Origin of the sequence: Micromonospora sp. NBRC 107095, assembly GCF_030269705.1 — a bacterium.
GTDB lineage: Bacteria > Actinomycetota > Actinomycetes > Mycobacteriales > Micromonosporaceae > Micromonospora > Micromonospora parva.
On the sequence record NZ_BSTU01000003.1, the window covers coordinates 401,151 to 421,939 of the forward strand.

Annotated in this window: 19 protein-coding genes and 1 pseudogene; 13 read left to right on the forward strand and 7 right to left on the reverse strand. The window is 72.3% G+C overall.

The genetic code is table 11. From position 1 onward, the window contains the following. Window positions 1–97: 97 nt before the first annotated feature. Both QSK15_RS18640 and QSK15_RS18645 read right to left on the reverse strand, forming a co-directional pair. Window positions 98–502, reverse strand: a complete 405-nt coding sequence (locus tag QSK15_RS18640) for a YjbQ family protein (protein WP_285795432.1) — start codon at window positions 500–502, stop codon at window positions 98–100. 84 nt (window positions 503–586) lie between these two features. Continuing rightward, entirely contained in the window at window positions 587–1,015 is a 429-nt protein-coding gene (locus tag QSK15_RS18645) for a hypothetical protein (protein ID WP_285795433.1), read from the reverse strand. A gap of 178 nt (window positions 1,016–1,193) precedes the next feature. Here QSK15_RS18645 and aceE point away from each other — a divergent pair, with 178 nt between their 5' ends. Next, entirely contained in the window at window positions 1,194–3,932 is a 2,739-nt protein-coding gene (gene aceE, locus QSK15_RS18650; protein WP_352232188.1) for a pyruvate dehydrogenase (acetyl-transferring), homodimeric type, read from the forward strand. Window positions 3,933–4,066: 134 nt separating this feature from the next. Here aceE and QSK15_RS18655 read toward each other — a convergent pair whose 3' ends face one another. Beyond that, a complete protein-coding gene (locus tag QSK15_RS18655; RefSeq protein WP_030330254.1) occupies window positions 4,067–4,513 on the reverse strand; it encodes an SRPBCC family protein in 447 nt (148 codons plus the stop codon). 188 nt (window positions 4,514–4,701) lie between these two features. Between QSK15_RS18655 and QSK15_RS18660 the strand changes: the two genes are divergently transcribed. The 3 genes from QSK15_RS18660 to gltX are packed head-to-tail and all read left to right on the forward strand — an operon-like array spanning window position 4,702 to window position 8,786. Further along, window positions 4,702–6,051: a GH1 family beta-glucosidase gene (locus QSK15_RS18660; protein WP_285795434.1), complete on the forward strand. Its 1,350-nt coding sequence runs from the start codon at window positions 4,702–4,704 to the stop codon at window positions 6,049–6,051. Next, window positions 6,048–7,325: an MFS transporter gene (locus QSK15_RS18665; RefSeq protein WP_285795435.1), complete on the forward strand. Its 1,278-nt coding sequence runs from the start codon at window positions 6,048–6,050 to the stop codon at window positions 7,323–7,325. Before QSK15_RS18660 ends, QSK15_RS18665 begins: the two co-directional genes overlap by 4 nt. Window positions 7,326–7,376: 51 nt before the next feature. Next, a complete protein-coding gene (gene gltX / locus QSK15_RS18670; RefSeq protein WP_285795436.1) occupies window positions 7,377–8,786 on the forward strand; it encodes a glutamate--tRNA ligase in 1,410 nt (469 codons plus the stop codon). A 172-nt stretch (window positions 8,787–8,958) separates the two neighbouring features. Here gltX and QSK15_RS18675 read toward each other — a convergent pair whose 3' ends face one another. Next, window positions 8,959–9,564 (reverse strand): copper resistance CopC family protein, encoded by a 606-nt coding sequence (locus tag QSK15_RS18675; protein ID WP_285795437.1) that lies wholly within the window; start codon window positions 9,562–9,564, stop codon window positions 8,959–8,961. Between the two features lie 253 nt (window positions 9,565–9,817). Here QSK15_RS18675 and QSK15_RS18680 point away from each other — a divergent pair, with 253 nt between their 5' ends. Continuing rightward, window positions 9,818–10,468, forward strand: coding sequence for a hypothetical protein (locus QSK15_RS18680; protein WP_285795438.1), 651 nt, complete (start codon window positions 9,818–9,820; stop codon window positions 10,466–10,468). 111 nt (window positions 10,469–10,579) lie between these two features. Here the strand turns inward: QSK15_RS18680 and QSK15_RS18685 are convergent, their stop codons facing one another. Further along, on the reverse strand, window positions 10,580–10,909 hold the full coding sequence (locus tag QSK15_RS18685; RefSeq protein ID WP_285795439.1) for a hypothetical protein: 330 nt from the start codon (window positions 10,907–10,909) through the stop codon (window positions 10,580–10,582). Between the two features lie 308 nt (window positions 10,910–11,217). Here QSK15_RS18685 and QSK15_RS18690 point away from each other — a divergent pair, with 308 nt between their 5' ends. From QSK15_RS18690 to fabF, 7 genes and pseudogenes are all read left to right on the forward strand, one after another. Further along, a complete protein-coding gene (locus tag QSK15_RS18690; RefSeq protein WP_285795440.1) occupies window positions 11,218–12,402 on the forward strand; it encodes a sensor histidine kinase in 1,185 nt (394 codons plus the stop codon). Then, window positions 12,399–13,100 (forward strand): response regulator, encoded by a 702-nt coding sequence (locus tag QSK15_RS18695; protein WP_285795441.1) that lies wholly within the window; start codon window positions 12,399–12,401, stop codon window positions 13,098–13,100. The genes QSK15_RS18690 and QSK15_RS18695 overlap by 4 nt, the downstream gene beginning before the upstream one ends. A gap of 21 nt (window positions 13,101–13,121) precedes the next feature. Beyond that, window positions 13,122–14,423: a PucR family transcriptional regulator gene (locus QSK15_RS18700; protein WP_285795442.1), complete on the forward strand. Its 1,302-nt coding sequence runs from the start codon at window positions 13,122–13,124 to the stop codon at window positions 14,421–14,423. A 78-nt stretch (window positions 14,424–14,501) separates the two neighbouring features. Further along, window positions 14,502–15,419, forward strand: a pseudogene (locus tag QSK15_RS18705) (ACP S-malonyltransferase); the annotation flags it as partial. Between the two features lie 5 nt (window positions 15,420–15,424). Beyond that, entirely contained in the window at window positions 15,425–16,369 is a 945-nt protein-coding gene (locus QSK15_RS18710; RefSeq protein ID WP_285795443.1) for a beta-ketoacyl-ACP synthase III, read from the forward strand. Window positions 16,370–16,454: 85 nt separating this feature from the next. After that, window positions 16,455–16,694, forward strand: coding sequence for an acyl carrier protein (locus tag QSK15_RS18715; protein ID WP_030330276.1), 240 nt, complete (start codon window positions 16,455–16,457; stop codon window positions 16,692–16,694). Between the two features lie 2 nt (window positions 16,695–16,696). Continuing rightward, complete coding sequence (gene fabF / locus QSK15_RS18720; protein WP_285795444.1) at window positions 16,697–17,923, forward strand: beta-ketoacyl-ACP synthase II; 1,227 nt, start codon at window positions 16,697–16,699, stop codon at window positions 17,921–17,923. Between the two features lie 48 nt (window positions 17,924–17,971). On the opposite strand, the gene QSK15_RS18725 is transcribed toward fabF, so the two are convergent. Continuing rightward, window positions 17,972–18,190, reverse strand: a complete 219-nt coding sequence (locus tag QSK15_RS18725; RefSeq protein ID WP_091409273.1) for a hypothetical protein — start codon at window positions 18,188–18,190, stop codon at window positions 17,972–17,974. Window positions 18,191–18,322: 132 nt separating this feature from the next. Here QSK15_RS18725 and QSK15_RS18730 point away from each other — a divergent pair, with 132 nt between their 5' ends. Beyond that, entirely contained in the window at window positions 18,323–18,982 is a 660-nt protein-coding gene (locus QSK15_RS18730; protein ID WP_285795445.1) for a lipoprotein, read from the forward strand. Between the two features lie 42 nt (window positions 18,983–19,024). On the opposite strand, the gene QSK15_RS18735 is transcribed toward QSK15_RS18730, so the two are convergent. After that, the gene (locus tag QSK15_RS18735) at window positions 19,025–20,758 is read right to left on the reverse strand and encodes a glycoside hydrolase family 3 protein (protein ID WP_377631403.1); all 1,734 of its coding nucleotides are present in this window, start codon (window positions 20,756–20,758) and stop codon (window positions 19,025–19,027) included. Window positions 20,759–20,789: the final 31 nt, after the last annotated feature.

Consider the following 20,789-nt stretch of genomic DNA (forward strand, 5'->3'; position numbering starts at 1 on the left):
AGGCAGCAGTTTCGCGGAAGTTGTGCGGATCTTGAGGAGGGCCTGCGGGGCGGGGGGCGGGACGGAGCGGCGGGGCGGGGCGGGGCGGGGCGGCGGGTCAGCCTGGGAGGAAGGAGAAGCGGACCTGGCGGGTCGGGTTGTCGCCGTTGGTGTCGACGAGGCAGATCGACTGCCAGGTGCCGAGCGCCAGTCGGCCGCCGAGCACCGGCACCGTGGCGTACGGCGGGATGAACGCCGGCAGCACGTGGTCACGGCCGTGCCCGGGCGAGCCGTGCCGGTGCCGCCAGCGGTTGTCGGTGGGCAGCAGCGCGTCGATCGCGGTGAGCAGGTCGTCGTCGGAGCCCGACCCGGTCTCGATGATCGCCACACCGGCGGTGGCGTGCGGCACGAAGACGTGCAGCAGTCCGTCGCCCTCACCGGAGACGAACTGCTGGGCCTCCGCGGTGATGTCGCGGACGGCCGGACGGGACCCAGTCTGGACGGTGATGACCTCGCTGCGCATATCCCGCATTCTGCCCGAGCGGAAGGTCCCGAGCCGCGCCACCACCGACCGGGTCAGCGGCGCTGCCGGGCCAGCCGGTGCGGGTCAGGAGCCGCCGCCACCGCCACCGGAGTCACCGCCGCCGCCGGACCAGCCGCCGCCGGAGTCACCGCTGGACCAGCCCCAGCCGGAGTCACCGCTGGTGCCGCCGACGGACTCCGTACCGCCGGAGGTGTCGCCGTCGCGCTGGCGGTTGACGTGCCACTCGCTGCCGACGTCGCCGGTCGGCCCCGGGTAGACGCTGTGGCCGCTCTCGTCGGTGCCCGGGCGGCGGCGGCCGGACCCGCCCGGTTGCCGGGCCGCGCGGGCCGTGTCGCGGAGCAGGACTGCTCCGAGCACGGCCACGAGGGCGCCGATGGCCACCAGTCCCACCAACGCCGCCTCGCCGGAGGCGACTTGGACGACGCCGACCACCAGGCCCGCGACCCCGGCAACGATCATGGTCGCGGCGACCGCGACATGACGCCTGTTCATGTCCGCAACGGTAGGAGTGGCGAGCAAACCGCCCAGGGTTCCCCGCGTCGTCGCGCTAAGTTACCGGCGAGTACCTGTGTTCAGCATCGCGTCGAGGGCACCTAGGCGTGACGACAGGTGCCACCAGGGGGCAGGATGGCGCTAGAGACCTATCCCACACACAACCGAGGGAACGCCTGTGGCTACGGAACGCAAGCGCCCGGTGATCAGCGACGGCCTACCGAGCCAGCTTCCGGACATCGACCCTGAAGAGACAAGCGAATGGGTCGAGTCGCTTGACGGTGTCATCGACGAACGCGGTGCCAAGCGCGCCCGCTACGTCATGCTGCGCCTGCTGGAGCGGGCCCGTGAGCGCCAGGTCGGGGTTCCGCCCCTGACCACCACCGACTACATCAACACCATCACACCGGAGCGCGAACCCTGGTTCCCGGGTGACGAGCACGTCGAGCGGCGGATCCGGGCGTACGTCCGGTGGAACGCCGCCATGCTGGTGCACCGGGCGCAGCGCCCGGAGATCGGCGTCGGCGGGCACATCTCCACCTTCGCCAGCTCGGCGTCGCTCTACGAGGTGGGCTTCAACCACTTCTTCCGGGGCAAGAACCACCCGGGCGGTGGCGACCAGATCTTCTACCAGGGCCACGCCTCCCCCGGCATGTACGCGCGGGCGTTCCTGGAGGGGCGGCTCAGCGAGCACCAGCTCGACGGGTTCCGCCAGGAGCTGTCGCACCCCGGCGGTGGGCTGCCCTCGTACCCGCACCCTCGGCTGATGCCGGACTTCTGGGAGTTCCCCACCGTCTCGATGGGTCTCGGCGGTCTGAACGCGATCTACCAGGCCCGGTTCAACCGGTACCTGCAGCACCGCGGCATCAAGGACACCTCCCAGCAGCACGTGTGGGCCTTCCTCGGCGACGGCGAGATGGACGAGCCGGAGACGCTCGGCGCCATCGGTGTGGCCGCCCGCGAGGAGTTGGACAACCTCACCTTCGTGATCAACTGCAACCTGCAGCGGCTGGACGGCCCGGTCCGGGGCAACGGCAAGGTCATGCAGGAGCTGGAGGCGTTCTTCCGGGGTGCCGGCTGGAACGTGATCAAGGTCGTCTGGGGCCGCGAGTGGGACCCGCTGCTCGCCGCGGACACCGACGGCGCGCTGGTCAACCTGATGAACACCACGACCGACGGCGACTACCAGACCTACAAGGCGGAGTCGGGCGCGTACGTACGGGAGCACTTCTTCGGCCGGGACGCCCGGACCCGCAAGATGGTCGAGCCGCTCAGTGACGACGAGATCTGGAACCTCAAGCGGGGTGGGCACGACTACCGCAAGCTCTACGCGGCCTACAAGGCGGCCACCGAGCACACCGGTCAGCCCACCGTCATCCTGGCGAAGACGATCAAGGGCTGGACGCTCGGCTCGCACTTCGAGGGCCGCAACGCGACCCACCAGATGAAGAAGCTGACGCTGGAGGACTTGAAGACCTTCCGTGACCGGCTCTACCTCGACATCCCGGACTCGGCGCTGGAGGACAACCCCTACCTGCCGCCGTACTTCCACCCGGGCGAGAAGTCCGAGGAGATGGCGTACCTCAGGGAGCGGCGCGAGCAGCTCGGCGGGTTCCTGCCGTCCCGGCGGACCAGCACCAAGCGGCTGGCCATCCCCGGCCCGGAGCGGTTCGCCGACGTCAAGCGCGGCTCGGGCAAGCAGAAGGTGGCGACCACGCAGGCCTTCGTCCGGCTGCTCAAGGACGTGATGAAGGACAAGGAGTTCGGCAAGCGCTGGGTGCCGATCATTCCGGACGAGGCCCGCACCTTCGGTCTCGACTCGATCTTCCCGACCGCGAAGATCTACTCGCCGCACGGCCAGCGCTACACCTCGGTCGACCGCGAGTTGTTCCTGTCGTACAAGGAGTCGACCTCCGGGCAGATCCTGCACGAGGGGATCAACGAGGCCGGTTCGGTGGCCTCGTTCACCGCGGCCGGCTCGTCGTACGCCACGCACGACGAGCCGATGATCCCGATGTACATCTTCTACTCGATGTTCGGGTTCCAGCGGACCGCCGACGGGCTGTGGGCGGCGGCCGACCAGATGGCCCGGGGCTTCCTGCTCGGCGCCACCGCTGGTCGGACCACGCTCAACGGTGAGGGCCTTCAGCATGAGGACGGGCACTCGCTGCTGATCGCCGCCACCAACCCGGCCGTGGTCGCGTACGACCCGGCGTTCGCGTACGAGATCGCGCACATCATGGAGCAGGGTCTGCACCGGATGTACGGGGACGCGCAGGAGAACGTCTTCTACTACCTGACGGTCTACAACGAGCCGACGGTGCAGCCGGCCGAGCCGGCCGACGTGGACGTGGAGGGCCTGCTCAAGGGCATCTACCGCTACTCGCCGGCGCCGCAGGTCGACGGCCCGAAGGCCAACCTGCTCGCCTCGGGCACAGGGATGCAGTGGGCGCTCAAGGCCCAGCAGCTGCTCGCCCAGGACTGGGGGGTGGGCGCCAGCGTCTGGTCGGTGACCTCCTGGACCGAGCTGCGCCGCGACGCGGTGGAGACCGAGGAGTACAACCTGCTCAACCCGGGCGCCGAGGCGAAGGTTCCGTACATCCAGCAGAAGCTGGCCGACGCGGACGGGCCGAAGGTCGCGGTCAGCGACTTCATGCGCGCGGTACCGGACCTGATCGCCCGCTGGGTACCCGGCGACTACACGTCGCTCGGCACCGACGGTTTCGGCATGTCGGACACCCGGCACGCGCTGCGCCGGCACTTCCACGTCGACGCGGAGTCGATCGTGGTGGCCACGCTGCGGCAGCTCGCCCGCAGCGGCGCGGTGCCGGCCACGGTACCGGCCGAGGCCGCCAAGAAGTACGCGATCGACGACGTCAACGCCGCCCCGGTCGGCGAGACCGGCGGCGACAGCTGACTCCGCACCACTGAGGAGGGCCCGGCGCACCCGCGCCGGGCCCTTTTCCGTTCCGGGAGCGGCGGTGGTCCGGGAGCCCTGGCGGGGATCCGGACCACCGCCGTCGCGGGTGACGCCGGGAGGATGGGCGCTCGTCAGCCGACGGCGGCCAGGTCGGTGAGCCGGGCCAGCGAGTCCTCCAGGTCGGCGCCGACCCGACGCAGTCCGAGGCGCAGCAGGGCCGCCTTGACCGGGCCGGCCGGCCAGCGGACCACGATGAGGCGCACGATGGTCCCGCCCTCCTCCTCGTCGGCGGTGAGCTGGACGTAGATTTCGGTGCGCGCCTCCGCACGAGCACCGGCACCCTTGGCCCGCTCCCGCCAGCCGATCAGCGTCGGCTCCTGGTAGGCGATCACCTCGGCCTCATGCGCCGAGCCGCGCCCCGCCTGGACCAGTTGTCGTCGCCCGAAGCCCTCACCCGAGAGCACTTCGGCCGCGCGGACCCCGGCCAGCCAGGCCGGCAACTGCTCGGCCCGCTGCACGACATCCCAGACCACTTCAATTGGCGCCGCCACGTGCGCACTGCGTTCCACGAGGATCATTTCCGTCTTTCCTCCGGTGAGGACATCCCACGATATCGGCACTCTATGCGTTAAATCGGACTTACCAGGACGGGTTCGGAAAAAGACACGCCGATCAACCATTGCGGAATGCGCCAGGCCGGCCTATGGCGCATTCATCGACAGCGCCCTAAAGTCCCGAGCACGTTTCACGTTGACCGGGAGGGCGTATGTCGACAGCACCGATGCCCCAGTTCCCCACCGGCTTCCGCTGGGGCGTCTCCACATCGGCCCACCAGATCGAGGGCGCCATCACCGCTGACGGCCGGGGTCCGTCCATCTGGGACACCTTCGCGCAGTCACCGGGGCGGATCAGCGACGGCAGCAGCGGCGCGGCGGCCTGCGACCACTACCACCGGCACACCGAGGACGTGGCGCTGCTGGCCGGCCTGGGCGTCGGCGCATACCGGTTCTCCATCGCCTGGCCCCGGATCCAGCCCACCGGCGCCGGCCCGGCCAACGCGGCCGGCCTGGACTTCTACGACCGCCTGGTGGACGAGTTGCTGGCCGCCGGCGTCGACCCGGTGGCCACCCTCTACCACTGGGACCTGCCGCAACCCCTCGAAGACACCGGCGGGTGGCTGCACCGCGACACCGCCGCCCGGTTCGCCGAGTACGCCGAGAAGACCGCCGCCCGGCTCGGCGACCGCGTCCGGCTGTGGATCACCCTGAACGAACCGTTCATCCACATGAGCCTCGGCTACGGCATGGGCCAGCACGCCCCCGGCCGGATGCTGCTGTTCGACGCCTTCCCGGCCGCCCACCACCAACTGCTCGGGCACGGGCTCGCCGTCGCCGCGCTACGGGCCCACACCACCAGCCCGGTGGCGATCGCCAACAACTACTCGCCGGTGCGGGTACTCGGCGACAGTGACGCCGACCGGGCCGCCGGGGCCGCGTACGAGGCGCTGCACAACCGGCTCTTCACCGACCCGCTGCTCGGCCGCGGCTACCCCGACCTACCCGGCCTCGACCCGGGCATCGTCCACCCCGGTGACCTCGACACCATCGCCGCGCCGATCGACGTGCTCGGGGTCAACTACTACAACCCCACCGGGGTACGGGCCGCCGAGGCAGGCTCACCCCTGCCGTTCGACCTCGTCCCGCTGGACGGCTACCCGCGTACCGCCTTCGACTGGCCGGTGGCCCCTGACGGGCTGCGCGAGCTGCTCGGCTGGCTGCACGACACGTACGGCGACGCGCTGCCACCCATCGAGATCACCGAGAGCGGCTGCGCGTACGACGACGCACCCGACGCCGACGGGCAGGTGGCGGACCCGGAGCGGATCGCGTACCTCGACGGGCATCTGCGCGCGGTCCGGGCCGCCATCGACGACGGGGTGGACGTCCGCGGGTACTTCGTCTGGTCGCTGCTGGACAACTGGGAGTGGACCGAGGGGTTCACCAAGCGCTTCGGTCTGGTGCACGTCGACTACGCCACCCAGACCCGTACCCCGAAGTCGTCGTACACCTGGTTGCGGGACGTGATCGCGGCCAGCCGGCCGGAGTCGGCGCGGTGACCACCCTCGACCCGACGCCGGCATCACTGCCGGCGGCGCTCGCCGAGCCGACCGTGCCGGTCCGGCGCGGCTGGATCGGCCTGATCTTCGCGGCCAACCTCGGCGTGTGGATGGCGTTCTTCACGCCGATCCAGGTGCTGCTGCCGCAGCAGATCGAGCAGATCGCGCCCGGCGACAAGGAGAACATGCTGGCCGTGGTCACCGGCCTCGGCGCGCTGGCCGCGGTGCTGGCCAACCCCCTTGCGGGCGCGCTCTCCGACCGGACCTGCCTGCGGATCGCCGGCCGGGAGTTCGGTCGTCGGCACGTCTGGACGGTGGGCGGGGCGGTGCTCGGCGCGGCGGCCCTGGTGCTGCTGGCCCAGCAGCGGACCATCCTCGGTGTCGCCCTCGGCTGGGTGGCCGCGCAGGTCTGCTTCAACGCGATGCTGGCCAGCCTCACCGCCGCCATCCCGGACCGGGTGCCGGTGCGCCAGCGCGGTGGCGTCTCGGGCTGGGTGGGCATCCCGCAGGCGCTCGGGTTGGTGCTCGGCGCGGTGCTCGTCACGGCCGTGGTCACCGGCAACGCCGCCGGCTACCTGGCCATCGCCGTGGCCATCCTGCTGTTGTCGCTGCCGTTCGCGCTGCTCACCTCCGACGAGCCACTGCCGCGTACGCATCGACCGGTGCTCCGGACGCGGGCGCTGCTGGCCTCGATGTGGATCAGCCCGCGCCGGCACCCGGACTTCGCCTGGGCCTGGATCACCCGGTTCCTGGTCCAGCTCGGCAACGCGCTGGGCACCCTCTACCTGCTGTACTTCCTCAGCGACGGGGTGCGTCACCCCGACCCCGAGGGCGGCCTGCTGGTGCTGATCCTGCTCTACACGCTCGGGATGATGCTGACCGCGGTGGTCGCCGGCCGACTCTCCGACCGGTCCGGCCGCCGCAAGGTCTACGTGATCGTCTCCGGGCTGATCATGGCGGTGGCGGCGCTGCTGCTCGCGGTCGCCCCGCTCTGGCCGGTGGCCATCGTCGCGGCCCTGCTGCTCGGCGCCGGCTACGGCGTCTACCTCTCGGTGGACGCCGCGTTGATCACCCAGGTGCTGCCCCGGGCCACCGACCGGGCCAAGGACCTGGGCGTGATCAACATCGCCAACTCGGCGCCGCAGGTGCTCGGCCCGGCGCTCTCCGCCCCGCTCGTGGTGTATCTGGGCGGCTATCCCACGCTCTACGCGGTCACCGCCGTGGTCACCCTCCTCGGCAGCGTCCTGGTCGTCAAGATCCGTTCGGTGCCCTGAGTCAGGGGGCCGTGCCCAAAAGCGCTCGCCGCCCGCCGTAGGCTGGGGGACGTGACAGTACGTGTGCGCTTCGCCCCCTCCCCGACCGGTATGTTCCACGTCGGCGGCGCCCGCTCGGCGCTGCAGAACTGGATCTACGCCAAGCAGCAGGGCGGCGTGTTCGTGCTGCGGATCGAGGACACCGACGCGGCGCGCAACAAGCCCGAGTGGACCGAGGGCATCCTCTCCGCGCTGGACTGGATCGGCATCACCCGGGGCAGCTACGAGGGCCCCTACTTCCAGTCGGCGAACGCCGGCGAGCACCGGGCCGCCGCCGCGCGCCTGTACGAGTCGGGCCGTGCCTACTACTGCGACTGCACCCGTGAGGACGTGCAGGCCCGCACCGGCTCGCAGTACCAGGGCTACGACGGCTACCACCGCGACCTCGGCCTCGGCCCCGGTGAGGGTCGCGCGCTGCGCTTCCGTACGCCGGACGAGGGCACGACCGTGGTGGTCGACCTGATCCGCGGCGAGCCCACCTTCGAGAACAAGCTCATCGAGGACTTCGTCATCGCCCGGGGCGACGGCTCGCCGGTCTTCCTGCTGGCCAACGTCGTCGACGACATGACCATGGGGATCACCCACGTCATCCGGGCCGAGGAGCACCTGCCCAACACCCCCAAGCAGCAGCTGCTCTGGGAGGCCCTCGGGGTCAAGCCGCCGGTCTGGGCGCACGTGCCGGTGGTGGTCAACGAGAAGCGGCAGAAGCTCTCCAAGCGCCGGGACAAGGTCGCCCTGGAGGCGTACCGCGACGAGGGCTACCTGGCCGGCGCGATGCGCAACTACCTCATGCTGCTCGGCTGGGCGCCGTCCGGCGACCGGGAGATCGTGCCCTGGTCGGTGATCGAGGACGAGTTCCGGCTGGACGAGGTCAACCTCTCCTCGGCGTTCTTCGACGAGAAGAAGCTGCGCGCGTTCAACGGTGAGTACATTCGCGCGCTGCCGGTGGCCGAGTTCATCGACGCCTGCCAGCCGTGGCTGACCGGCACCGACACCATCGCGCCGCCGCCCTGGCAGCCCGAGGAGTTCGACGCCGAGGCGTTCGCCGCCGTGGCGCCGCTGGCCCAGACCCGGATCGCGGTGCTCAGCGAGATCGTGCCGAACGTCGACTTCCTCTTCCTGGCCACGCCGCTGATCGACGAGGCGGCCTGGACCAAGACGATGAAGGACGGCTCCGCCGAGCTGCTGGACGACGCCGTCGCGGCGTTCGAGGCGCTGGAGTCCTGGGATGCCGAGTCGTTGAAGTCGACGCTGGAGGCGGTCGGCGCCGAGCGGGGCCTCAAGCTCGGCAAGACGCAGGCACCCGTACGGGTCGCGGTCACCGGCCGCACCGTGGGTCTGCCGCTGTTCGAGTCGCTGGAGGTGCTCGGTCGCGAGCGCACTCTGACCCGCATCCGCGCCGCCCGCCTCCGCCTGGTCTGACTGTTGCGCGTCGACGCGTCACGGGCGCGTCGCCGGCCCAACTCCGCATCGCCCCGCCTTTGCTCTGCACCCCAATAGGCACCGGTCGCAGACCGTAACCGTCGCCTCCGCGGGTGCAGAGCAAAGGATGGCGCGCACACCTGACCCACCCGGAGCGGTGAGTGTCAGAGAGTCACCGAACCCCGCGCTGGCGGCGGAACACGAGGCCGGCTCCGAGCGCGGCGAGCAGCAGCACGCCACCGAGCCCCCAGAGCCACCAGCGACCGCCGGAGTCGGACTGCTCCGACGCGGCCGGCACCGTCGACGCCGTCGAGCTGGCGGGGGTGGTTGACGCCGGCACGGCGGAGGGCGAGGCGCCAGCCGAGGGCGACCCGGCCGCTGTGGTCCCGGCCGCGGTCGACGGCGAGGCGGACGGGTCGGCGGCCGTACCGGTCGTGAGGGTGAACCGCACTTCGCCCTTCACCGGGTGCCCGTCGGCGGACGCGAGCTGGTAGCCGACGATGTAGAGACCCGCCGCCGCGGGCTTGAACGGCACCCGCACCCGGCTGCCATCGAAGACCGGTGGGCCGCCGGCGACCACATTGTCCGGTCCGGTTATGGTGATCTTCGTCGTTGTCGGTGACGGCTTGGCGAGGAACCGCAGCTCGACCCGGGCGGGTGCCGTCGCCACACGGGCACCGTCGCGCGGGTTGCTGCCGGTCAGCTCGTTGTGGGCGGCGGCCGGTGTCGGCGGCACCAGAAACGACACACCGAACGCCACGCCGAGCACCACTGGCACGACCCACACCGTACGTGTAACCCTGCCCCCCATGAACCCCTCCGTAAGGGTACGATCCGCCCGCTGATCAAACGGCTCCTCATTAGTCGAGCAGAGATCGCAGATAGTTCCAATTACTGTTCCGAAAGCTGCAACTCATCGACGTTCTGCGGAGTCTGTAGGAGTGGACGCGGCCATCTGGTCGATGCCCGCACCGGCAGGTCGGTCCGGACGTCACGACGAAGCCATCCATCGAGCGGGGCGAGGAGGCGGGATGGTCCGACACATGAGGCGGTTGGCCGCCGTGTTGGCGGGCACGCTGGCGGCGGCACTGCTGTCGCTGGGCACCGTCGGCCCGGCCTCGGCCGCGCCGAAGCCGGCACCCGCCGGAGTGGACATCACCGGCACAGGGCTGTCCGAGCCGCTGCGAATGCACGCGGACACCGAGCCCGCTCTCGTGGGCGCGATCATCGACCAGGTCAACTTCCTCGCTCGCACCGGCATGCCGACCGGTCCGAAGGCGGCCAACCTCGGTCCGAAATACACGGTCGTGGTGCTCGCCGGTGATACGCCGAAGCAGACCTACGACCTCTATCCGAAGGCGGTCGGTGGCCCCCGCGTCTACCGGCCGGCCAAGCAGCCGGACGGCCGCAAGACCAGCGCCGGCTGGTTCCTGGGTCGGCTCAGCATGTCCGAGACCCTGCGCACCGCCGGTGTGCCGCTGGAGCGGCAGTTCGACACGGTCAGCGGCGGCGCCGGCGGCGGCGAGCGGGTGCTCCCGGAAGACACGCTCGACCCGGCGAAGGACCTCGACGAGGCGCTCGGCGACCTGCAACGCCTGCTGCTGCTCAACGTCGGCGTGATGTTGACCATCACGGTCGGCCTCGCCGGGATCGCCCTGCTGATCCGCCGCCGCACACGCTGAGCCGCCGCCGCACACGCTGAGCCGGCACTGAGGCTGAGCCGGCGCCACCGCTGCGCCGGCGCCACCACTGGCACCGGCGCATGTGCTGGCCAGCGCCTCACCTGGCGCTGGTCAGCACCAGCGGCGCGGTGGGCGCTCCCGGCGGGTGGCCCGTGGACGCGGTCGGACCGGGCCGTGCCGGTGCGCCCCGGCCCAGCCGGGAAGTTCACTCAGGCAACCAGCGGGGACGTCAAGGTCGGGCTCGCCGAGGGTGTTGGGCTCCGCGGAGCGCTGGCGCGGCAGCACGGGCTCGTCGTCAGCCCGCCCGGTGAGCGGCTCCGCCGGGTGCGATGGTGCGCCGCCGACCGCCCGGCGGTGCTTACCCGCCGCCTGCGGGTCGTGGTGCCCCGGCCGGCAGGGCTCGCCCTGGGCGCAGCCGTGCTCGGCCTCCCCGTGCGCCATCCCCGGTCTCCTCACGCTCGCCCCACCCTCGGGTGCTCTCCCCGAGGTGCCCTGTCACCGTACTGGCCGGGACCGACGGGCCGCGCGCAGCGTACCCGGCGTCCGGACGGGCCGGTCCCCGGCGACGACGCCGAGCGCGGAACCCGGTTACGCAGTTCACAGCATCTTTTCGTGCCGTTCACCGAAGGGCACGACGGAGGCGGACCGGGCGGAGCGCTGTGCGCGTACCCCTTTCGGCGCATGGGGGTGCCGTCGAGGTCCTCCCCCGGTCGGAGTTCGACAGGCGACGGCTGTGGTGGGATCGGGTCATGCGTCCGCCACCGTGGCTCGACTCCGGCACCCTCGGCCGTGATCTCGCGCTGGCCGGCGCGTCGCTGGCCGGTGGTCTGGTGTTGCACGCCCTGGGTTGGCAACCGCAGGTCCGCCCGAACGCGGAGGTGCCCTCGGCATTGTTCCTGCCGCCGTTGGTGGCGGTGTGCGTCGCCGTCGGTCTTCGGCGGGTAGCGCCGCGCGCCAGCCTGGCGGTGGGCACCGGCGCGCTGGTGGTCGACACGGCGCTGGGCAGTTCGCTGGGCACGGTCCTGGTCTACACGCAGGTGCTCTACGACGCCTGCGTGTACGGCCCACCCCGGCTGTGGCGGTGGTTGCTACGGATCACCGTGGCGCTGAGCCTGGTCGGGGCGGTCGTCGGGGTGCTCGCGCACGGCCACTGGCGTGGGGCGGCACTCGGGGTGCTGGTGGTGCTCGTCGGGCTGTTGCCGGTGCTGACCGGCATCAGTGTGCGGCAGTACCGCGACCAGGCCGCCGCCGAGCGGGCGCGGGCCGAGCAGACCGCCCGGCTGGTCGAGTTGGACCGTCGGCAGGCGGTCGGCGCCGAACGGGCCCGGATGGCCCGCGAGTTGCACGACGTGGTCGCCAACCACCTCAGCGCGGTGGCCATCCACGCCACCGCCGTGCTGTCGGTGCCCGGGTTGGATCGCGGTCAGGTGGAGGCGGCGTTGCGGGTCATCCGGGAGAGCAGCGTGCAAGGACTGGCGGAGATGCGTCAGATGATCGAGGTGCTGCGCGAGCCCGGGAGCGGCGGTGGCCAGGCCACGCCGGAAGTGGTCACCGCGCGGTTGGCCGAGGCGGACGGGCTGGTCGAGCGGGCTCGGGCGGCCGGCCTCGCGGTGCGGGTCCGCACCGACGGCACGCCGGGCGCGCTGCCTGTGGGGGTGGACCTCGCCGCGTACCGGATCGTGCAGGAGTCGCTGACGAACGCGCTGAAGCACGGTACGGGTGAGGCGGAGCTGACGATCGCGTACCGCCCGGCCGAAGTGGTGCTGACGGTGGAGAACCCGGTCCGCCGGGGCGCGGCCGGGCTGCCGGGCGCCGGGGCCGGGCTGATCGGCATGCGGGAGCGGGCCACGCTGCTGGCCGGTCGGTTCAGTGCCGGGCCGTGCGACGGTCGCTGGCAGGTGCGGGCGGCCCTGCCCACCGGGGAGGCCGGGTGACGGGGGCGGCGCGGCCCACGGACGACGCGGACGCGACGACGGTACGGGTGGTGCTCGCCGACGACCAGCCGGCGGTACGGGCCGGACTGGCCCTGATCTTGAACGGCTCACCGGGTGTCCGCGTGGTCGGCGAGGCTGCCGACGGCCACGCCGCGGTGCGCCTGTGCCGGGAGCTGCGCCCCGACGTGGCGGTGCTCGATGTACGGATGCCCCGCTCCGACGGGATCTCCGCGACCCGGGCGATCGTCACCGACGGGCTCGCCGACGTGCTGGTGCTCACCACCTTCGACCTGGACGAGTACGTCTTCGGGGCGTTGCGGGCCGGCGCGGCCGGGTTCCTGCTCAAGGACACCGACGCCGACGGTCTGGTCAGCGCGGTGCGGACGGTGGCCCGGGGCGACGGGTTCATCGCGCCCACGGTGACCCGCCGGCTGATCACGGCGTTCGCGGCCACCACGCCGGGCGCGTCGGCGGACACCCGGGCCGCGCTGGCCACCCTCACCCCGCGCGAGCGTGACGTCCTGGCCTGCCTCGGGTTGGGCCTGTCCAACCAGCAGATCGCCGAGCGGCTGGTACTGGCGGAGAGCACCACCAAGACCCATGTGAGCCGGATTTTGGCGAAGCTGGACCTGCGCAGCCGGGTGCAGGCCGCCATCCTGGCCCAGGAGTTGGGCCTGCCCGCTCCCCCGCAGCCGTGAGCCGTGCCGACCGGTGCCGACGTGGTTGGCCTGCTCACGACGTGTCAGGCTAGGACGGTGAGCACGCCGGGCGGTGGGGAACTGTCGGCCACGCTGCGCCGTATCGAACGATCGGCGGGGGCGTTGGCCACCTCCAGCGTGGCCCGGATGGACGAGACGCTGCCCTGGTTCCGGTCGCTGCCGGCCGACCAGCGCTCCTGGGTGATGCTGGTCGCCCAGGCGGGCGCGAGGTCGCTGGTGCAGTGGCTGCGCGAGGGCGGAGGCACGGCGGACAGCACCCAGGAGGTCTCGGACGAGGTCTTCGCCGCCGCCCCGCAGGCGCTGGCCCGGTCGATCACCCTTCAGCAGACCGTGGCGTTGATCAAGGTGACGATCGACGTGGTCGAGGAGCAGGTGTCGCACCTGGCCGCCGAGGGCGAGGAGCAGCAGTTGCGCGAGGCGGTGCTGCGCTTCTCCCGGGAGATCGCGTTCTCCGCCGCCCGGGTGTACGCGCGGGCCGCCGAGTCGCGCGGCGCGTGGGACGCCCGGCTGCAGGCGCTGCTTGTCGACGCCCTGTTGCGCGGTGACTCGCCGGACGTGCTGGCCAGTCGGGCCGCCGCGCTCGGCTGGACGGACGCGCCGCCGGTGGCGGTGGCGGTCGGCCGGTCGCCCGGTGGCGAGGTCTCCGCGGTGCTGCACGTGGTCTACCGGCAGGCCCGCCGGATCGGCGTGGAGGTGATCGGCGGTGTGCACGGCGACCGGCTGGTCATCGTGCTGGGCGGCGCACCGGATCCGCTGACCGCCACGGCGAAGCTGCTGAGCGCGTTCGGGGACGGCCCGGTGGTCGTCGGTCCCGCCGTTCCGAGCCTGGACGAGGCGACCGAGTCGGCGCGGGCCGCGCTGTCGGGCTTTCGGGCCGCGCCGGCTTGGCCCAGCGCGCCCCGCCCGGTGCCGGCGGCGGACCTGCTGCCGGAGCGGGCCCTCGCCGGTGACGCGGAGGCCCGTCGGCGGCTCCGCCACGATGTGTACGCGACGCTGGTGCGCGCCGGTGGAGAACTGCTGGCGACCCTGGACGCGTTCCTGGCCGCCGGTGGCACGTTGGAGAGCGCGGCCCGGGCACTGTTCGTGCACCCGAACACGGTGCGTTACCGGTTGCGCCGGATCGCCGAGGTGACCGGGTTCTCGCCGTTGTCTCCGCGCGACGCGTTCGCTCTCCAGGTCGCGCTGACCGTGGGTCGGTTGGACCCGGTTGCCCCGCTCGCCTCTGCGGTCCCGACTCAGACAATGACCCCGGCCGCTCGGAAATCCCCTCAAAACGAGGATGATCCCCGCCGATCTTTGTAGGAAACCTCCAAAGGTCCTAGTACGGTTTGGTCGAAGGCGGCACAGCGTTACCCGCCTTTATCCGGGAGAGTCATAGGCGTGCTCGCTGTACTTAGTCCCGGCCAGGGTTCTCAGAAACCCGGCTTCCTGACCCCCTGGCTCGACCTGACCGGCACTGAGGCGCGACTGCGCGAGTGGTCGGCGTTGGCCGGGGTCGATCTGCTGCACCTGGGCACCGCCGCCGACGCTGACGAGATCAAGGACACCGCACGCACCCAGCCGTTGCTGGTCGCCGCGGCGTTGCTCGCGGCGGAGCACCTGCCGTTGGACGGCGTCGCGCTCACCGCCGGCCACAGCGTCGGTGAGTTGGGTGCCGCCGCGCTGGCCGGAGTGCTCTCCGCCGACGCCGCGATCACCCTGGCCGGCGTACGCGGCCGGGAGATGGCCGCCGCCTGCGCGCTGGAGCCGACCGGGATGGCCGCCGTGCTGGGCGGTGACCCCGACGAGGTGATCGCCGCGATCGAGGCGAACGGGCTCTACCCGGCCAACCGCAACGGCGCCGGGCAGATCGTCGCCGCCGGCGCCCTGGACGGGCTCGACAAACTCGCCGCCGCCCCGCCGGCCCGGACCCGGATCATCCGACTCCAGGTGGCCGGCGCGTTCCACACCCCGTACATGGCTCCGGCCGAGACCGCGCTCGCCGCGACGGCCGCCGGAATCACCCCCGCCGACCCGGCCCGGACCCTGCTGTCGAACCTCGACGGCACCGCCGTCGACAACGGCGCGGCCATGGTGCAGCGCCTCGTCCGTCAGGTCACCGCGCCGGTGCGCTGGGACCTGTGCATGCGGACGCTGGCCGACCTCGGCGTCACCGGCGTGATCGAACTGCCCCCGGCCGGCACCCTCGCCGGCCTGGTCAAGCGGGAACTCAAGGGCGACGGCGCCCCGGAGATCGTCACCCTCAACACCCCGGACGACCTGCCGGCCGCACGGGACCTGATCGCCCGTATCGGAGGTCGTTCATGACTGGCAGTCGCATCGTCTCGATGGGGCACTACCAGCCGTCCCGGGTGGTGACCAACGACGACATCGCCCAGCTCGTCGACACCAACGACGAGTGGATCCGTGACCGGGTCGGCATCGTCAGCCGGCGGATCGCCGACAGCGAGACGGTCGCCGACATGGCCGCCGCGGCCGCCGGTAAGGCGCTCGCCAACTCGGGCCTGACCGCCGCCGACATCGACCTGGTGGTAGTCGCCACCTGCTCCTCCATCGACCGCAGCCCCAACGTGGCCTGCCGGGTCGCCGCCAAGCTGGGCATCAACGCGCCGGGCGCGTACGACCTCAACACCGCCTGCTCGGGCTTCGCGTACGCGCTGGGCACCGTGGACCACGCCATCCGGGCCGGGGCGTCCCGCAACGCGATCGTCATCGGCGCGGAGAAGCTCTCCGACTTCACCGACTGGACCGACCGCTCCACCTGCATCATCTTCGCGGACGGGGCCGGCGCCGCGGTGGTCTCCTCCACCGCCGACGACGAGCCGACCGGGATCGGCCCGGTCGTCTGGGGTTCGGTGCCGGACAAGAGCGACGCGGTCCGCATCGAGGGCTGGCGCCCGTACATCCAGCAGGAGGGGCAGGCGGTGTTCCGCTGGGCCACCACCGCGATCGCGCCGCTCGCGCTCCAGGCCTGCGAGCGGGCCGGGGTCGACCCGTCGGAGCTGGCCGCGTTCGTGCCGCACCAGGCCAACGCGCGGATCATCGACGGCATCGCCAAGCGGCTCAACATCCCCGACGCGATCATCGCGAAGGACATCGTCGAGTCCGGCAACACCTCCGCGGCGAGCGTTCCGCTGGCCCTGTCCAAGCTGGTCGAGCGCCGGGAGGTGCCCTCGGGCGCGCCGGTGCTGCTGTTCGGCTTCGGCGGCGGTCTGACCTACGCCGGTCAGGTCGTCCGCTGCCCCTGATGACCCCCTCGGGCGCGTACGCGTCGAGGAGTGGCGGTGGGCGACGCCGACCGCCGGATAATCCCGATGAAAGGAACCAACCGCAATGACCCGTGACGAGATCACCACCGGCCTCGCCGAGATCCTCGAAGAGGTTGCCGGGGTGAACCCGGACGACGTGGCCGAGGGGAAGTCCTTCACCGACGACCTCGATGTCGACTCGCTCTCCATGGTGGAGGTCGTGGTCGCGGCCGAGGAGAAGTTCGGCGTCAAGATCCCGGACAACGAGGTGCAGAACCTCAAGACCGTCGGTGACGCTGTCAGCTACATCGCGGCCCAGTCCTGATCATGAGTCGTCCCGACGTCGTCGTCACCGGGCTCGGCGCGACGACCCCGCTTGGCGGGGACGTCGCGTCGACCTGGGACGCCATGCTCGCCGGCCGCTCCGGGGTGAGTGCTCTCACCCAGGAGTGGGCCGAGCAACTGCCGGTCCGCATCGCCGCCCAACTGGCGGTGGAGCCGTCCGAGGTGCTCGACCGGGTCCGCCTGCGCCGCCTCGACCGTTCCGAGGCGATCGCGATCATCGCGGCGCAGCAGGCCTGGGCGGACGCCGGCCTCGCCGGCTCCGACCTCGACGGGGAGCGGTTGGCCGTCAGCGTCGGCTCCGGCATCGGCGGTGCCACCACTCTGCTCGCCCAGGACGACATCCTGGAGGCCTCCGGGCCGCGGCGGGTTTCCCCGCACACCATCCCGATGCTGATGCCGAACGGTCCGGCTGCCTGGGTGGGCCTGGAGCTGGGCGCGAAGGCCGGCGTGCACTCGGTGGCCAGCGCCTGTGCCACCGGCGCCGAGGCGATCTCGCTGGGCCTGGACATCATCCGCTCTGGCCGGGCCGACGTGGTGGTGGCCGGCGGCACCGAGGCGGTCATCCACGCACTGCCGATCGCCGGCTTCAGCTCGATGCGGGCCATGTCGACCCGCAACGACGACCCGGAGCGGGCCTCCCGCCCGTGGGACCGGGGTCGGGACGGCTTCGTCCTCGGTGAGGGCGCCGGCATTCTGGTGTTGGAGCGGGCCGAGCACGCCGCGGCCCGGGGAGCCCGGGTGTACGCGCGCCTCGCCGGTGCCGGCATCACCTCCGACGCGTACGACATCGTGCAGCCGCACGCCGAGGGCGAGGGCGCCATCCGGGCCATCACCAAGGCGATCGCCGACGCGGACATCGCCAAGCGGGACATCGTGCACGTCAACGCGCACGCCACCTCGACCCCGGTCGGGGACATGCTGGAGATCGGCGGGCTGCACAAGGCGCTCGGCGACCACCCGGTGCTGTCCGCGACGAAGTCGATGACCGGTCACCTGCTCGGCGCGGCCGGCGCGCTGGAGTCGATCGCCACCATCCTGGCGATCCGCGACAGCGTCGTCCCGCCGACGATCAACCTGGACGACCCGGAGCCCGGCCTCACCCTGGACGTCGCCGCGCACAAGGCCCGCCCCATGGAGATCCCGGCCGCGTTGAACAACGCGTTCGGCTTCGGCGGCCACAACGTGGCGCTCGTCTTCGCCCGACCCTGAGCTCCTGCGTAAGGGCCTCTCCTCGTCGAGGAGGGGCCCTTGCGTCGTTCAGCCCCGGTTGCGGGGGTGCTGTTTCGCGGTGCGTTCGTTGCCGTGGCGGTAGTTGCCGGTCCAGCGGGCCATCACCAACTGCGGATCGTCATCGACCTCGGCGAGGAACTCCGCGGCCCGCGCGCCGCGCAGCGTCCCGGCGACCCGTCCGTGGTGGGTGATCACCACTGTGCCGTCCGCCCGTTGTGTGTGCCGGAATCCCGCTGCCGCTCCCATGGGTGGAGGCTGTCAGACCGGCCGGGGGCGAGGCGACCCGATTTCGGTGGCGCGGACACGATGCCGATTGACGCCGGGACAGCGCCCGGCTTAGATGGGCCGACTGAAGATCGACTGACGGGGATCACCACCATGGACGCTCGTACCCGCGTTGCCGTGTCGGCGGTGCTCGCCCTCGGCCTGCTGGCCGGCTGCGGCGACGACGCTCCCACCGGTGCCACGGCCGGCGGGCCCGCGCCGCAGGCCACGGGTGAGCCCTGGTACGACGAGGTGGCCCCGGCGTCGCCCGGCGGCACGACCGGCGGCACGGGTTCACCCTGCCCGGTCCCGGTGTCGTTTCCACTGGCCGACGGGTGGACGGCCAAGGCCGTCGAGCCACCCAAGGGTGAGCTGGCCGAACTGGTCGGCGAGGCGCTCACCAAGCGCGGCGGCACCACGGTGCGCTGCGAGGTGGACGGCCGCCCGGCCGGTGGCGGATTCCTGCGGATCTGGGCTGCGGACTCGCCAACCGGCACACCGCGCGCCGCGCTGGAGGGTTTCGCGGCCGGGGCCGGCGAGACGGTCGCCGGGGCACAGTTCCGCGACCTGCGCGCCGGCGGCTTCGACGCCACCGAGATGACCTGGATCGCCACTAACCCGCTGGCCGAAGAGAAGTCGCGCAACTGGGCGCTGGCCATCCAGTCGGCCGGGCAGACGCTTGTCTTCGCGGTCAACGAGGGGCTGATCACCGAGCGGACCGACGTGCTGCCGGCATACCGGCTCGCGGTGCGCGGGCTCGCGCCCGGCAAGTGAGGTCGCCCCGGCGCGGGCGGTGATCCACCGCGCGTCGACCGGTCAGGTGCGACAGGTGCTCGCGGGCAGTCCGGGGACGGCCACCGGCGACCGGCCGCCCGGCCGGGCCTTGCCGGCGAGCACGGCGGCCAGCGCGGTCATCGACGCCCGGCTGGAGGAGTACGTGGCCAGCAGCGTCGGTGACGCGGCGCCGGCCAGCACGTACGGGGTGTCCATGGCGACCGTGACCGCCGCGTCGGCGCGCAGGTCCTCGGCGCCGTCGCCGTAGCCCACCAGGTGCACGACAGTGCCGCCGCTGGGCTTGACCGACACCCCGGCGGCGGTCAGCGCCGCGGTGAGCGTGGCCCGGGTGCCGTCCCGACCGCCGGACGAGGTGACGGTGACCGGCCCGCGTACTTCCGCGCCGCAGGTGCCCCGCAGCACGGTGACGGCGGCGGCGGCCAGCGCCTCGGCCGCCGCCCGGTGCGCCGGGGTGTTGAGCGTGGACATCTGCGCCGCCGGCAGCTCCGCGAGCTGGAACTTCATGGTCAGCACCCGGGTGACCGCCTCGACCAGTCGGGTCCGGGGCAGTGATCCGCCGCGCAGCGCGGCGAGCAACCCGTCGTACGCCTGAGCGACGTTCGGGGTCATCAGGATGAGGTCGTTGCCGGCGTTGAGCGCCCGGACCGCCGCCTCGCCGGGAGCCCAGCGCTTGGCGGGCGGCATGTTCATCCCGTCGGTGATCACCACGCCCTTGAAGCCGAGTTGGCCGCGCAGCACGTCGGTGAGCAGCTTGTGCGAGAACGTAGCCGGGGTCCCCGGGTCGATCGCGCGCGCGTCCAGGTGACCGGACATCACGGCCATCGCGCCCGCGTCCATCCCGGCGGTGAACGGCGGCCACGCGCCGCTCTGCAACGCCGCGGCGGACTGGGTGAGCACCGGCAGGTCCTGGTGCGAGTCGTCGGCGCTGTGGCCGTGTCCGGGGAAGTGCTTCAGGGTGGCCGCGACCCCGCCCGCCTGGAGGCCCCGGACCGCGCCGCCCACCTGCGCGGCGGCCTGCTTCGGGTCGGCGCCATAGGACCGGGAGCCGATCACGGTGCTGCGGGTGGCCAGCACATCGGCCACCGGGGCGAAGTCGACGTTGATGCCCATCGCGGCCAGCTCGGTGCCGGCCGCCCGCCAGGCGGCCTCGGTGAGTTTCGGGTCACCGGCCGCGCCGGCCGCGAGGGCGCTGGGCAGCACGGTGACCCCGTCGGTCACCCGGGTGACGACGCCGTACTCCTGGTCGGTGCCGATCAGCAGCGGTGCGGGCCCGGTGGCGAGCCGACCGGCGGCGGCACGCAGCCCGGTGGTGAGCTCGTGCACCTGCTGCGGGTTGTCGACGTTGGTGGTTTCCTGGTTGCCCTTGGTGGGGTCGTCGGCGCTGAAGCCGACCAGGATCAGGCCACCCAGCCGGTACTTGGCGATCATGTCGGCGGGGGTGTCGACCCCGGCGAGGGCCTGGTTACCGGCCGCCGAGCCGGCGGAGACCTTCGTCGCCGAGTCGCCGTAGGCGTACGGCATCAACACCTGGCCGACCAGGTCTTCGTCGGACAGCGTCGCCACCAGCGCGGCCGCGCGGCCGGCGGGATCGGCGGCCGGCGGCGCGGCCGGGGCGCTCGGACCACCGGACGGGGCGGTGGGGCTGGGTGTCGGGGCGGGGCGGGGCGAGCCGCCCGAGCAGCCGGCGACGAGCAGGGCGGTCAGAGCGGCGACAGCGACAGGGGCGCGCCACGGGCGATTCGACACGCCGCCTATCCCACCAGCTTCTCCCTTATCGGGGCAACTT